Origin of the sequence: Methanobrevibacter sp. (genome assembly GCF_017447225.1) — an archaeon.
Classification (GTDB): Archaea; Methanobacteriota; Methanobacteria; order Methanobacteriales; family Methanobacteriaceae; genus Methanocatella.
Map to the genome: position 1 here is coordinate 1 of NZ_JAFSNZ010000101.1, position 13,887 is coordinate 13,887.

Annotated in this window: 13 protein-coding genes; 6 read left to right on the forward strand and 7 right to left on the reverse strand. The window is 33.4% G+C overall.

Going from position 1 to position 13,887, the window contains the following annotated elements:
• Nucleotides 1-144: 144 nt before the first annotated feature.
• On the reverse strand, nucleotides 145-507 hold the full coding sequence (locus IJQ68_RS09710; protein WP_292799850.1) for a zinc ribbon domain-containing protein: 363 nt from the start codon (nucleotides 505-507) through the stop codon (nucleotides 145-147).
• Nucleotides 508-663: 156 nt separating this feature from the next.
• Here IJQ68_RS09710 and IJQ68_RS09715 point away from each other — a divergent pair, with 156 nt between their 5' ends.
• Nucleotides 664-1,146, forward strand: coding sequence for a hypothetical protein (locus tag IJQ68_RS09715; protein WP_292799853.1), 483 nt, complete (start codon nucleotides 664-666; stop codon nucleotides 1,144-1,146).
• On the opposite strand, the gene IJQ68_RS09720 is transcribed toward IJQ68_RS09715, so the two are convergent.
• From IJQ68_RS09720 to IJQ68_RS09730, 3 genes are all read right to left on the reverse strand, one after another.
• Complete coding sequence (locus IJQ68_RS09720) at nucleotides 1,136-2,557, reverse strand: Mur ligase family protein (protein WP_292799856.1); 1,422 nt, start codon at nucleotides 2,555-2,557, stop codon at nucleotides 1,136-1,138. The two genes, IJQ68_RS09715 and IJQ68_RS09720, sit on opposite strands and share 11 nt — an antisense overlap.
• A 78-nt stretch (nucleotides 2,558-2,635) precedes the next feature.
• Complete coding sequence (lonB, locus tag IJQ68_RS09725) at nucleotides 2,636-4,585, reverse strand: ATP-dependent protease LonB (RefSeq protein WP_394355667.1); 1,950 nt, start codon at nucleotides 4,583-4,585, stop codon at nucleotides 2,636-2,638.
• Between the two features lie 187 nt (nucleotides 4,586-4,772).
• The gene (locus IJQ68_RS09730; protein ID WP_292799859.1) at nucleotides 4,773-7,268 is read right to left on the reverse strand and encodes a right-handed parallel beta-helix repeat-containing protein; all 2,496 of its coding nucleotides are present in this window, start codon (nucleotides 7,266-7,268) and stop codon (nucleotides 4,773-4,775) included.
• A 151-nt stretch (nucleotides 7,269-7,419) separates the two neighbouring features.
• On the opposite strand from IJQ68_RS09730, the gene cobQ reads away from it, so the two are divergent.
• The 3 genes from cobQ (at nucleotide 7,420) to IJQ68_RS09745 (ending at nucleotide 9,780) form a co-directional block, all read left to right on the forward strand.
• Nucleotides 7,420-8,949, forward strand: a complete 1,530-nt coding sequence (gene cobQ / locus IJQ68_RS09735) for a cobyric acid synthase CobQ (RefSeq protein WP_292799862.1) — start codon at nucleotides 7,420-7,422, stop codon at nucleotides 8,947-8,949.
• Nucleotides 8,950-9,007: 58 nt separating this feature from the next.
• Nucleotides 9,008-9,250 carry a hypothetical protein gene (locus IJQ68_RS09740; RefSeq protein WP_292799865.1) on the forward strand — a complete coding sequence of 81 codons (243 nt, stop codon included), beginning with the start codon at nucleotides 9,008-9,010 and terminating at the stop codon, nucleotides 9,248-9,250.
• A 110-nt stretch (nucleotides 9,251-9,360) separates the two neighbouring features.
• Nucleotides 9,361-9,780 carry a thioesterase family protein gene (locus IJQ68_RS09745; protein WP_292799886.1) on the forward strand — a complete coding sequence of 140 codons (420 nt, stop codon included), beginning with the start codon at nucleotides 9,361-9,363 and terminating at the stop codon, nucleotides 9,778-9,780.
• An 11-nt stretch (nucleotides 9,781-9,791) separates the two neighbouring features.
• Here IJQ68_RS09745 and IJQ68_RS09750 read toward each other — a convergent pair whose 3' ends face one another.
• From IJQ68_RS09750 to IJQ68_RS09760, 3 genes are read right to left on the reverse strand one after another with little or no spacing between them, the layout of a single operon-like run.
• A complete protein-coding gene (locus IJQ68_RS09750; protein ID WP_292799868.1) occupies nucleotides 9,792-10,286 on the reverse strand; it encodes a GNAT family N-acetyltransferase in 495 nt (164 codons plus the stop codon).
• A gap of 10 nt (nucleotides 10,287-10,296) precedes the next feature.
• Nucleotides 10,297-10,878 (reverse strand): zinc ribbon domain-containing protein, encoded by a 582-nt coding sequence (locus tag IJQ68_RS09755; protein ID WP_292799871.1) that lies wholly within the window; start codon nucleotides 10,876-10,878, stop codon nucleotides 10,297-10,299.
• A gap of 54 nt (nucleotides 10,879-10,932) precedes the next feature.
• The gene (locus tag IJQ68_RS09760; protein WP_292799874.1) at nucleotides 10,933-12,009 is read right to left on the reverse strand and encodes a hypothetical protein; all 1,077 of its coding nucleotides are present in this window, start codon (nucleotides 12,007-12,009) and stop codon (nucleotides 10,933-10,935) included.
• A 534-nt stretch (nucleotides 12,010-12,543) separates the two neighbouring features.
• Between IJQ68_RS09760 and IJQ68_RS09765 the strand changes: the two genes are divergently transcribed.
• Nucleotides 12,544-13,341: a DUF4013 domain-containing protein gene (locus tag IJQ68_RS09765; protein WP_292799877.1), complete on the forward strand. Its 798-nt coding sequence runs from the start codon at nucleotides 12,544-12,546 to the stop codon at nucleotides 13,339-13,341.
• A 229-nt stretch (nucleotides 13,342-13,570) separates the two neighbouring features.
• A partial coding sequence (locus IJQ68_RS09770; RefSeq protein ID WP_292799880.1) for a DUF308 domain-containing protein occupies nucleotides 13,571-13,887 on the forward strand: 317 nt, incomplete at its 3' end.

Below are 13,887 nucleotides of genomic sequence, written 5' to 3' on the forward strand. Positions count from 1 at the left end.
CAAAATCATGAATATAACTATTATATAAATTTAACGGAAAAATAAAAACCCGAATTATAAAAAAAGACTGAAAAAAGGATTTTTAAACAAATAAACACTACTTTATAACAAAAGTCCTAACAAATTGACAGTCACTTAAGTCATTTAAAACATAACATAAATTGATAACATCACACCAATTGTGGATATTATTAACTGAATGTATCCATGGCGTCTTAACTCCTTAACTGGAGCCTGCATAAGGTAAAACGGTAAGAAAAATCCGAAAAATGTGAATATTGCCATGTTCGTATGCTTTGAAATAACACCTACAATAAATCCGCTCCATGAAAGAAATATAGTTACGAGATAGGACAGAAATACTGCTTTTTTGTTGAGCCTTGGCTGTGCCTGATAGACAATGAAATTTTTAGGCTGAACACCTTCGATTAAAGGATTGCCGCATTTGGCACAAAAATCATAATCGTCCTGATTTTCATATTCACATTTAGAACAAATTCGTGTCATTATTATTAAATATAAATTAGAAGTATTTAAACTTAATTTTCAAAAAAATTTATTTATTTTTAAACATATAGATATGACTCAATCTATATTGGATTGACAAAATTCCTAAAATTAATGAAGTCATTGAATTATGTGAAAAGTACGAGGCGTATTGTGATGGATGTTTATGAAACTATTAAAAATATAAGGGCTTCCTGCAATAATTATATGGATCCTGATTTGGTTGCAACAATAATTGATGAAAACTATTACATGGGAAGCAATACCATTGATGAGATTAACGGATACGGCATTTCAGATGAAGACAGCTTTGAAGAAAAGTTCATGAAAATATTGAAAGAAGAGAATATCTTCATTAACTGCGGAATGCTTGCATTCATTCCCCTTGTCAATGAATGTGACATATTTTCATTTGTCGATGAGACAATCAAAATCACACAGGAAGAATATGAGAAAAATGCTCATGAAAACGAAGTGTATTTCGGAATACTGATTGAAAAAGACACATCCGACTACATCATCGGGACAACTGATTTGTGTGGATGCAAAGTCGAATCCGGCTTTAAAGCAATTGAGAAAAGTGATGATGGATTATACAAAAAATTGGCAGAGATAATTGAAAAGAAAATTATCTCTTGATTAGTTTTTGCTTAATGTTTTCCCACATTGCCTGCTCTTCACCACAGCCTGTCATGATGACATAGTCATATTCTGATTCAATGGCCAATTCATATAGCTTGTTGATTCTTTTGGTCATTTCCTCATAGCTTAATGGATAAAATTCAGCATCAGGATATTCCTTTTTGATAATATTATAATATTCTTCCGCCTTTTCAATGGATTTTCTTCCGGGAACCACAATTACATGGCTTGGCTTAAGCGCCTTGATTACTTCAAAGTGGTCATCAAATATCTCCTCTTCATCTACATCAGGAGTTGTATAAATGAATTCCAATGGTCCTTCTATGAACTGGTCCATGAAAAGTGCATTGATTTTTGCTGCATCACCATTATCTCCCTGACCTAAACCTATTAACTTATTTTCATGTTTTACAACTTCAAATCTTCCAGGAGGAATGAATGACATGTCCAGATTATTGAATACTGTTTTAATGGTGGATTCAATGTTTGAAGTCTTTGGAGTGAATGTTGCATAAGCGGTAATTGAAGCTAGAGTATTGTAAATGTTATGAAAACCGAACGGAGGCACCGTTAAATCAACTTTAAATGAAACATTTTTATTGGTTGGATAGTTGAACAAGTCCCCTTCAATTGTTAGCATCCATTTTTCATTGGTGAATTCCACATGTGTTAATTTTACATCAGCTTCGGGACGTTTGAATCCGCATTTGCAGGAATATATTCCTCTGTGATTTAAAAAGCGTTTTTCATAAGTCAGTTCCTTTCCGCAGTTAGGACATTCAATAACATCAGCATCAAAGAAATCATGGATATCATCGACTTCAAGACCATAATAATTGATTTTTACATCATCACGTTTTTTATATCCCAAAAATGCAGTTCTTGGGTCATCACAGTTGGTTATTATGACTCCATTATTCATACCTTTTGATAACAGCTCTTTAGCTTCATAATATTCATTGAAAGGATTTTTAACACCCGCCACCTGCGCATGTTCTGGGGATATGGTTGTGTAGACAACACCTACTGGGTCAACGACTCTCTGAACAGTGTCTGGAATTCCATATTTTTTGTTACGGATTCCATATTCAAAAACACCAATATCTCCCTTTTGCTGAATTAATGCAGAAGCAATAGCATTGATTGTATTACTTTCAAAACTACTCCTGATTGGCACATCATTTGATAATAATTTGATTAAAAGGGTTGTGGTTGTTGTTTTTCCGTTAGTTCCTGTAAGTATAACGGATCCAATACCCAAATCATGTGATAATTCTGAAATTGCATCGATTCCTGCAATTTTTGTAAAAACAATTCCTGCAAAACTTTTACCGCTTCCGGAACCTAACTTGGATATAGGTCCTCCAATTTTAGCTAATGATTTTGCAATACTCACTTTAATACTCATAGTATATACTTTTAAAACAAATATATATAATTATTTTGGAAAAATAGTTAAAAATTAAAAAAAATAGTGGTAAACCAACTAGTTAGTAGTTGGCTTTTGTAAAGTTGACTGAGGAACTTTGTCAGCAACTTTTGAACCGATTGATTTCATCTTTTCAATCAATTGGTCTTTTTTGCTTCCGCTAATTAAGATATTTTCTAAAACATCACTTAATGTTTCGGTTGGAATAATCTCAATCATGTCCTCGTATTTCTTCTCAATCATGACATCTTTCATGTTGGATTTAGGAATCAGTACCTTTTTCATTCCAGATTCAGCAGCTGCTTCAATTTTAGCTGTAGCACCACCAATAGGCATTACATCTCCACGAACATTGAGTGAACCTGTTAGGGCAACAGTCTGATCAATCGGAATTTCCTCAACAGCGGAAATTACTGCAGTTGCGATACTTACACTAGCTGAATCCCCTTCAACTCCATCATAGGTCTGAATGAACTGAACGTGGATATCATAATCGGACAGATTCTTGTTAGTGTATTTTTTGATTAATGCGCTTACGTTTTGAACTGATTCTGAAGCGATTTCACCAAGTTTACCTGTAGCGATGATTTGACCGCCGTTTTTGGATTGTGAAGGTGCTGCTTCAGCTGCAATAGGTGAAACAATTCCGCTTCTGTCTCCGATAACAGCAAGTCCGTTTACCAAACCGATTCTTCCGCCTTCAGCAGATACCATACTGTAGTCTTTTCTTTGGATGATTGATCTGTCAGCTATTTGCTGTTCTAGGGTTCTTGCAAATCTTCTTGCTTCAACAACATGCTCTGCTGTTACAATATCTTCGCCTTTTTCAATAGCTACATCACCAGCTGATCTGACTAAACCGCCCAAATCCCTTAATCTAAGAGTTAGTGCATTTTGCTTGCCTGATCTGCGTTTTGCTTCAAGAATAATTTCATCCAATGCATCAGGAGCGAAATGAGGAATTCTGCCGTCATTTTTAACTTCCTGAGCTACGAACTGAACCAGTTTTTGTCTGTTTTCAGTTGTATCATCCATATAATCTTTCATGAATACTTCGTAACCGTAACCTCTGATACGTGACCTCATCGCAATGTGCATTCCTTCGAGAACCTGAAGGTTTCCTGATGCTACAAGAACAAAGTCACATGGCACAGCCTGTGATCTTACCATTGCACCGCTTGAGTTTTCGCTTTGTCCTGTGATTGCATACTGTTTTTCCTGCATTGCGGATAAGAGTTCCTGCTGGGTTTTCATAGACATTGTACCTATTTCGTCAATGTATAATACTCCACGATTAGCCTTATGAATCATACCTGCTTCCACACGTTCATGTGCAGGAGTTCCTAATCCTCCTGATTGGTATGGGTCGTGACGTACATCACCAAGCAATGCTCCTGCATGTGCACCAGTTGCATCCATGAACGGTGCAAATCTTTTCTCTTCATTATTAACCAATAATTTAGGAGCCATATTATTGTTTTTTGGTTTGATTTGAATTGAAATAAGTAATATTAATGCTGCTGCAATAATGGATTCAAGAATTCTTCCATAGAAAAATCCGATAACCAATATTCCGCCGATAGCTAATGTGGTGATAAGAGTTTTACGTTCTTCGTGTCCACGAGCGGAACCTTTTGTTGCTCTTACTATTTTTTTACCTTCGCCAGCAGGAACAGTCCTTATTAAAGGATGATTATTATCTTCAGCATTTGGATAAATCAATACATCTTGTAAAGTTTCATGTGGTAATATTTGAGCCATTCCTTTTGCAAGCATGGATTTTCCAACACCAGGATCACCAATTAACAAAACATTCCTTCTTTGTTTTGCTGCTTTTTTAATTGTTTCTATTGACTCTTCATGACCTATAACCTGATCAATTAATAACGGAGGAACCTCAATGTCTTCAGAACTTTTGATATTATCATAATCTAACATAGGTTTAGTTTTTTCACCGTCCTGTGCAATTTCCGGTTCTAAAACAACCTCTTTAGAAGAATCATCAATTGGTTCTTTTTCATCAAATTTCATTAAAAAACCTCACTAATATATAAATAAAAATTCAACATTTAGTAAACTACATTTTCCTACTACTAATTATATTGATTTTATTATATATAAAAAGTTTTCTAATTTAGTAAACTAAAGTAAGAAAAATAAAAAAAAGAAATAAATGGATATAATCAATATCCATTTACACTGAATTAATTGTTATTTTATTAGCTATAACTGCGCCATTATACATAGAGGTGATGATATATTCACCGGCCTGCAGATTAATGTTTAAATGAGCTATTCCGGCACTATCCGTTGTTCTGTTGTAGAAAACACCATTAATGTTGAATATTACGTTTTGTCCAACATACAGATTTCCCTCACCGTCAAGCAATGTAGCATTGAACTGAGTTCCGTCACGATATTTCATTGTGATGTTTTCAGCTGATAAAATCGGTTTGACAGTGATGTTGTTAGCTACTGAGCATCCGCCATACATTGCTGTGATGATGTAGTCTCCAGGTCTTAAATTAATGTTTAATTGAGCGTATCCTGATGCGTTGGTTTTTCTTTCATACATTACACCGTTAATGTTGAATGTGACGGTTTCATTTTCACCAACAGGATTGCCGTCATCACCTAAAACTCTAACAACATACTGAGAATCGTTTCTATAATATTTGACCAAATCACTGTTTTCAACGATTTTCGGAAGAACTGTAATGGTATTGGAAGCCATTTCACCATTAACAGGATTAGTAGCGGTAATAATATAATTACCCTGACGTAAGTTAATGTTTAATCTTGCAGTACCATTTTCATTAGTTAGACGTTTGTACATTACACCATTAATGTTGAATTCAACTTCAGTGCCGTTAGCTAAAGGATTACCCTGACCATCAGTAAATGTAGCATAGTATTGAGTTCCGTTGCTGAAGATTTTAGTAACATCTTTTCCAGAAATAGTGCTTAAAACAGTGATTTTTGAGTTGGCAGAAATGTTTTTTGATGAAACTTCAACATCATAAACACCAACATTCAAGTTAATAGCTAAAGAAACGCTTCCATTTGCATCAGTGGTTCTGACATATTCCTGACCGTTAATTGAAATTGTTACATTTTCATTAGCAACAGGATTGGAATTGCTGTCAAAGAGATATGCATAAAATCTAGTGCCGTTTTTATAATATAATTCAACTTCAGGGGCTTTTAAATCATATTTAATTTCATCACCACTTCCATTATCATCAAAAGAAGTATTACCCACATTAAATAAAACATATTCCTGTGTAAAAATATATTTATTAGTAGATAACTTATCATTGCCATTTAAACTTAGATTGTACTGGCCGTCAGCCAGATTATTTAAGTTAATAGCTGAATTTACCTTATTCACTTCACCAACCTCATTTTCAGACATCATGACCGGAATATCATATTGCATGAAATTGGTACCGACATCAACATGAATATTTACAACAACACCTCCGGATGAAAGATTTTCTGCATTTAATGTGTCATTTACCTCAAAGGTACAATCACTGACAGTAGGAACAGATCCTTCAATATAGATATGTCTTCCCTGAGCAGCATTATTTGAAATAAAAGTACAGTTTTGGATTAAAGCATTCCCTTTTGATTCAATATATAATGCTCCACCATTTGATTTTGCACCACAATTAGTGAATTTTGAATTTTTAATGGTTAAACTTCCACCTTTTTCAACATAAACTGCTCCACCATTTCCTGTTCCTATTTTTTTACCATCAGTATTCCAGATAACACCTCCAGTTGATGTACAATTATCAAAATTACAATTTTCAATATAAACACTGCTTTCCTTATCTACATCCACACAGGCAGCATAATCAACAACACTTGAATCTGAAAAATTTGAATTAAAAATGTTTACAGTACCTTTTTTCGTATAGACTATACCTGTTTTTGCACTGCATTTATAAAATTGGCAGTTATAAATATTTGCAGTAGCCTCTTTAATATTAAAACAATTCCCCCCTTTTGAAGAGCCTGAAATGAAAATAGAATTATAAACATTTAAAACTGAGTGTTTATCTCCATAAAATGATCCTCCTTTTTTACCAGTGTTTGATACAAAAGTAGAGTTATAAACATCACAGCTTCCATAATTATGAATTGCTCCGCCTTCTGTTCCCCATCCCTTATTTTTTGCAAAATAAGAATTGATGATTATTAACTTTCCATTATTTACAATACTTCCTCTATCGGTATCTCCTGTTTGAGCATTGAAAAATGTTAAATTAATTAATTGGATGGTTGTTCCAGTCGTTGTTCTAAAAAAGCCAGTGGAATCATGAGCATCGATTATAGCTTCATCATCACCATAACCTTTTAAAATAAGACTTTTTGAAAATGTTTGCATCATGTCCCAGGTATAATTTCCACCTAAAAATACTATTGTATCTCCGTCCTTTGCAAGGGAATAAGCTTCATCCCAATCTGTTGGACTGTCAGCACTTTCTCCAGAACCAGTTCCATCCGGACTAATAAATATCTCGCCGGATGCAGTAATTACATCACCCGTATTTTCATCACCTATTATATCATTAGTTTGATTGAAATCATCACTTGCACCTACGCAAGATAATGAAATTACAATAGTAAATACAACTAAAGCAAATAATAGGGATTTAACCTTATTATTTAAAAAAATCATTTTATCTAGTCTCCCCTAATCAAAAATTAGGAATGTGAATAAAAATTTTCGTATGCCTAAATTCACATTAATAATAGTTTGAAAATATAATTATATAAACATTTAGATAGAAAATATATAATTAAGTTTAAAAAAAATAAAGTGATTTTTTATGGCAAAATGTTTAATGGTTCAGGGCACATCATCAAATGCCGGAAAAAGTATGCTTGTAGCGGCATTATGCAGAATTTATAAAAACAGAGGATACAAGGTAGCTCCTTTCAAATCCCAAAACATGTCTTTAAATTCTTATACAACATTTGAAAACGGAGAAATTGGAATAGCACAAATGCTACAGGCTGAAGCCGCTATGATTGAACCAAGCATCCACATGAACCCTGTTCTGCTCAAGCCAAAAGGAAACTTCACATCCAATGTCATTATCCAGGGAAAATCAATCGGCGACATGGACTTCTACGATTATCAGCACAAATATCATGATACTGCATTTGATGCCATTAAAGAAAGCTTTAATATATTATCCGAACAGTACGATATCATATTTATTGAAGGTGCCGGTTCACCTGCTGAAATCAATATGAGAGAGCAGGACATTGCAAATATGGAAATTGCCCATCTGGCCGATGCCAATGTAATACTTATTGCAGATATTGAAATGGGAGGAGTGTTTGCTGCCATTGCCGGGACTTACGTTTTACTGGATGATTATGACAGGTCCCGTCTAAAGGCAACTGTCATCAACAAGTTCAGAGGCAATCTGGATATTTTAAAGCCGGGTCTTGACAGGATTGAAGAGATAACCGGAGAGCCTGTTCTGGGAGTTCTTCCTTATGATGAAACCTTAAAACTGCCTGAAGAGGACTCAGCATCACTTACAACACATGTATTTGCAGAAGACAGAGACATCACTATCGGAGTCATCAGACTTCCAAAAATAGCCAATTTCACAGATATCGATCCGTTTGAATACGAAGATGATGTGGCGCTTAAAATGATTGGTGTTAATGATGAGATTGGGGATGTTGATGCCATATTAATTCCGGGAACCCGTAACTCAACAGAAGATGCATTTGCGCTTCATGAAAGCGGCCTTGCAAAACAGATTGTTGAAAAATCAGAAGAAATTCCGATTGTTGGAATCTGCGGAGGATTGCAGATTCTTGGAAACATAATTCATGATGAGGATAAACGTGAATCCGAGCACGGTACAATCAAAGGTTTAGGCCTGCTTGACATCGAATCCAGCTTCTCAAGACAAGGTAAAATTGTAACCCAATCCGTTGCAACGATTCCGGATAATCTGGATGGTCTTGCAGGAGAAATATTTAAAAACATTGCAGGCGAAGAAGTTACAGGTTACGAGATTCATGAAGGTACCACTGAGTTAAAATCATGCAATGCCCTTTTAAATATCAAAAAAGGCCAGGGAAATAATGAAGAAGGTAAAATTGACGGTGCATCCCAAGGCAATATTTTTGCAACATATTTCCATGGAATATTCCATAACTATAACTTCAGAAGAGAATTTTTAAACTACATTCGTGTTAAAAAAGGCCTTGAAGCCAGAACCGGTGAAGATCCATATGAAACTCAAAAAGACTACTCCTTAAATAGACTTGCCGAGATAGTTGAAGAGAACTTGGATATGGACATTATAGATAAATTGATTTTTTCAGACTAATATTAATATATAAGAAAAATACATAAATAATAATATTAACATAATGGAGATTTTAATTATGATTGTTAATGTAAAAGCTACAAATAAAAACAATGGCGAAGTAATTTCATACAAATTAGAAGGCGACGGCGACGCTGGATTCCTATATGACGGTACCCACATGCAAGAAGTCACCGATAACAAAATTAGAGAAGTTAACAACAACTTAATTTTATTAGGTTCACCATTATACACCATTAAATCTGGTGAAAGTGCTGCAATCGAAGCAATGACTTTCGATATTGAAATTAACGCTGAATAGATTTATTCAGCTCTTTTTTTACTATTTTTTAAGTTTATAAGCAAAAATTAAATATGGATTTTTAATGTTTTTTTGATTATATAGGAACAACCTTTTCATTGGTGATTAAAATTTTAAAGATGATTATAACTCCACGATTTGGTGAAATAGACGGGATGAAACATGTCAACAACAACCATATCGGCGAATGGTTCGAGCTTGCAAGAGAAGAGATTTACAGATATTTCATTCCGGATTTGGATTTAAATTTAGAGAAATGGAAACTGATATTGGTTAGAAACGAAACAGATTTTGTAGGCCAGATTCGTTACGGTCAGGACGTGGAGATAAGAACATATATTCTAAAAATTGGAAACTCATCATTTACTGTAGGAAACGAAGTCTGGCAGGACAGTGAACTTAAGGCAAAGGGAAAATCCATTATAGTTCACTATGATTATCTAAAAGAGAAATCAATTAGAATCCCCGATGACATCAGATTAAAACTAAACGAACTTTACCTGGATGAAGAAGATATTGGAATATTTTAGAAAATTACTGTTCAGAAGGTCAATCTCATTTGATGCCAAACAGCACCACCATGTTTGGATTCGCTGATTCCCTCATCTACAAAACCAAATCTTGAATAATAGCTGATTAATTCTTCTTTGCAGGTCAATACTACTCCTGAACGATTTTCATTTTTAGCGTTATCAATTAGATGGTTGACAAGCTTTCCCGCAAGTCCTCGCTTTCTATAATTCGGACGGGTATTTAATCCGAAAATCATTTGCCAATCCCCTGATTCATCATGCAGTGAGGCATCCTCAAACATCTCATCTGTTAAATCTTTTTTATTGGTTGTAAAACCGTCTATGAATGCTATCAGTTTATCATCATCAAAAATTAACCAAAAATGAGTAGGATAATATGTTAATCTCTCTTCGAATTGTTTTTTAGTTGCAGCCTCATTTTTACTGAAGCATTCTGATTCCACATTATGAATTTCATCCAAATCATCAATTGTTGCCGTTCTAATAATGTAATCATCACACATTTAAGTCAACTCAAAAAATCCTATCTTCAATCAATTCCCCATTGTTAATGGCCTTTGCTGAGATAAATGCATCATACATCCCATAAATCCATATTAGAATTGCCAAGATTATTCCAATAAGCAATAAAGTTAATATCCCGGATACAATGTATGCAATAATGAGTGTAATTCCCTTATGGTTTTGATTATTATATAGCTGACCCAAACCTGGGAAAATAAATGACAGAATCAAAGCCACAACAGGATTTTTCCCAGCCACTTTCGCACCACAATGTGCGCATACATTGGCCATTTTATCAATTTTACTTCCACAATTAGCACATATTTTAATGTTTTGATTGATTTTGTATCCGCAAACAGAACAATAGTCCTCATTGACCGTCTTTTGCCTGCAATTAGGACAAATCTTTATTCCAGTGGCTTTTCCACAATTGGGACAGAATGCCTCATCACTTAACTCAGCCCCACAATGACTGCATTTCATCACATTATCATTTTTGTTTTCATCAGTCAATTGAAATCCGCAGTTCTTACAGAACTTAGCAAAAATTTCCTGTTCAGTCCCACATTCAGGACATATTTTATTTGTCATTTTTAACCATCTCTAAATGATTAATTTGTTTAAAATAATTAATAATTTTTCATGTTATTCATAATCTTTACAGAAACTTCCATGGGATACAAAATGTCCCAAGCTACAAAGATAATCAACACCGCACATGTCATCACTATAATCAGCGCTTATTCCTCCGCCACTATCTATAATTTCCTCATAGTAATATCTGCAACTTGAACTACAATATCCTCCACCATATTGTCGTATATATTCTTCTTCCCATTTTCTACGTTCAGCCAGCTGTCTTTCACGTTCCTCTGCCTTTCTTTTACGTTCTTCTTCCAGTTTTATACGCTGTTCCTCTTTCTGTTTACGATTAATTATAATTTTTTTATAATAATTGTTTTCAGCAAATTCCCATTTGAGTCTCTCCCGATATTCAAATTGGGATTCTCCTATTGCAGGATTTAAAGAGTCCAAATAATAATAAGAGGATTTTGGAGTCCATTTCAACTCCTTTTTATAAAATTTAGGTTCAGCATATTTATTTTCGGTTTGAAGATAACTGACCCTATTTTTATCAGCAAATAAAATCGCTCCGCATTTTGTACATGAGTATTCGTTCGACTTTATAATGTTAATACAATTTATGCAATAATTGGGAGAAACAACTTTCCATCTTGAACCTATTTTGCATAAATACTTATCTATCTTAGATATAAGACTTTCTAAGCTATTTGAGTACCCCTCACTATACAGATTATAGATTTTAAAATCCATATTGGGACGTTGGTACAATGAGGTATTTCGTAAGGAATACGGTAATCTTTCCTTCAGAAGATGCTTTTCAAAAAGACTTTCAGAATATTTATAGTCATATACATTAGATGTCCAAAGCTTTTCACCACAGGAGGTGCAGAATCTGTTTGTATAGGAATTTAATGTATTGCATTCAGGACAGTTTATATCGCCAAATTCATATCCACATTCACATTTTTTCTGGCCTTTCATAGCCGGACGTCCACAGTTAAGACAATATGCTTCAGTATTATCATTCATAAGCCTAATCTGATTATCTTCTATTGGCAATTCTTTACCGCAATAAATACAGAATTTGTGTATGTCATTCATCTTATGACAACTGGGACACATTATTTTATCCACCATAATATCACCAATATTAAGTTACAGTCAAATTACTCTTCAAACATGCAATGCATTTAATAATTCATTCAAAAATACACACAGATTAAATATATCATTTACACAATAATCTTCAATATATTATTTATCACAAAAAATATTTATAATTTTTGACATTGAACCCCATATTATGCCAACACACAATACAATTGTTAGATTTCAAAACATTTATCTAAAACGTACAAGAATACCCTGACCCCTTTAATCAGAATAAATTACACATATTAGATAAAAATACATTAACATTTTCACTCAGAAGTTTTTGAAGTATTTTTATTCACAATTAAGCATAATTTTAGTTCAATTGAATATAAACAGTTAAATATGTTCTTTTACATAATTTTAACTATAGAAAAGGATAGAACTCATTGTGGGAATCATTATAATATTTTATTAATGAACAGCCACATAATATGATTTCTGCTATTTTCCTTGCAGAATCAACATTAGCGAAGTCAAAAACATGTTATGGATTGAAACAAAATTTGGAGAAATATAATGGTAAAAGACATAATTAAAGAATCATTTTTTAAGCCGTTTAGGGAGTATAAGACATTCATCTTTGTAATCGCATTAGCTGTCCTGTGTAAGATTATCTCTGATGAATTATATTCACTCCACATCGGAAAATGGTCATTGCCCATTATGGGAGCCACATCATTAGTTATTCTCATGATTGTGGGAATCATGTTAAGCCATGTCAATCGTGTAGTGAACAAAACGGAAGTTGAATACTTCAATGTTAAAGAAAATATCATGGAAGGATTTAAGGAGTACATTATCAATCTATACTACATGATTTTATCTTTCCTGCTTTCACTGCTATTTACTATCCCCACTGGAGTCTACACCAAGATAATTCATATCCACGACTATTTCTTAAGCAATGACATGAATACTGCATTTTTAACCCTGCACGAATTATCTGAAAGCATTCCAATCAATCTGCAACTGGATTTAGCCCACAGTCTGCAAATCAACCTGATTATTGGTATGTTAATAGCCATGACATTGATTTCATTCGGATTTATTGGAAGAATCATACTACTTAAGACAGACAGTATGAAAAAGGCATTGAATTTAAGAAACGTGTTTGAAGTCGTTAAAGAAATAGGTTATATAAGATATATCAAGTTCATACTGGCAGGTTCTGCAATAATCATTGTCATGTTCAATATTTTAATTTCTTTGAAATTTTTCCTGAGCGATATAATGATTTCATCAATCTTTGAAGCTTTTGTATTAATTTTTGCAACAAACAGTTTTTATATGATTGTTTCACAAAGAAATAGCTGATATAAACCAATTATAATACCTTTTTTGTCCAATATGTTATTATAGAATTATTTTACATAGGGAATGGTTTGAACACAAAATTTTTTTCAAAAAGCGAACAAACGTTCTCTTTTTTGATATAATCAAACAATAATGTTTTAATAATAATAAATCCATATATAACAATTGAAATTCATATTTAATATAAATTGAATTTTAATTTTAGAAAATAAAAGTTAAAGGTGAGAAAATGAACAACAATCAAATTATGGGTATCCTATCAATAATATTAGGATTAATATTTATTGTTTGTCCTGTTTTCAGTACTGCCCTTGCTTCAACCTTACTTGGATTAAGTTTCCTGTTATTAGGTATTTTTGCAATAATTACAGGAATTTTTGGCGGAACTGGAATGGGAGGTCTCCTCATTATATCAGGAATATTGGCAGTAATATTCGGATTCATATTCACAACCAATATCCTTGCAATACCATTAATCATGTCTCTACAATTCTATATCATAGGAATTTTGATGATCATAATGGGTATAGCAGGCCTATTTTCAGG

Coding starts and splice junctions, on each gene's coding strand:
- IJQ68_RS09710 (WP_292799850.1), bottom strand. CDS start 507: ATGACACGAATTTGTTCTAAATGTGAATATGAAAATCAGGACGATTAT.
- IJQ68_RS09715 (WP_292799853.1), top strand. CDS start 664: ATGGATGTTTATGAAACTATTAAAAATATAAGGGCTTCCTGCAATAAT.
- IJQ68_RS09720 (WP_292799856.1), bottom strand. CDS start 2,557: ATGAGTATTAAAGTGAGTATTGCAAAATCATTAGCTAAAATTGGAGGA.
- IJQ68_RS09730 (WP_292799859.1), bottom strand. CDS start 7,268: ATGATTTTTTTAAATAATAAGGTTAAATCCCTATTATTTGCTTTAGTT.
- cobQ (WP_292799862.1), top strand. CDS start 7,420: ATGGCAAAATGTTTAATGGTTCAGGGCACATCATCAAATGCCGGAAAA.
- IJQ68_RS09740 (WP_292799865.1), top strand. CDS start 9,008: ATGATTGTTAATGTAAAAGCTACAAATAAAAACAATGGCGAAGTAATT.
- IJQ68_RS09750 (WP_292799868.1), bottom strand. CDS start 10,286: ATGTGTGATGATTACATTATTAGAACGGCAACAATTGATGATTTGGAT.
- IJQ68_RS09755 (WP_292799871.1), bottom strand. CDS start 10,878: ATGACAAATAAAATATGTCCTGAATGTGGGACTGAACAGGAAATTTTT.
- IJQ68_RS09760 (WP_292799874.1), bottom strand. CDS start 12,009: ATGGTGGATAAAATAATGTGTCCCAGTTGTCATAAGATGAATGACATA.
- IJQ68_RS09765 (WP_292799877.1), top strand. CDS start 12,544: ATGGTAAAAGACATAATTAAAGAATCATTTTTTAAGCCGTTTAGGGAG.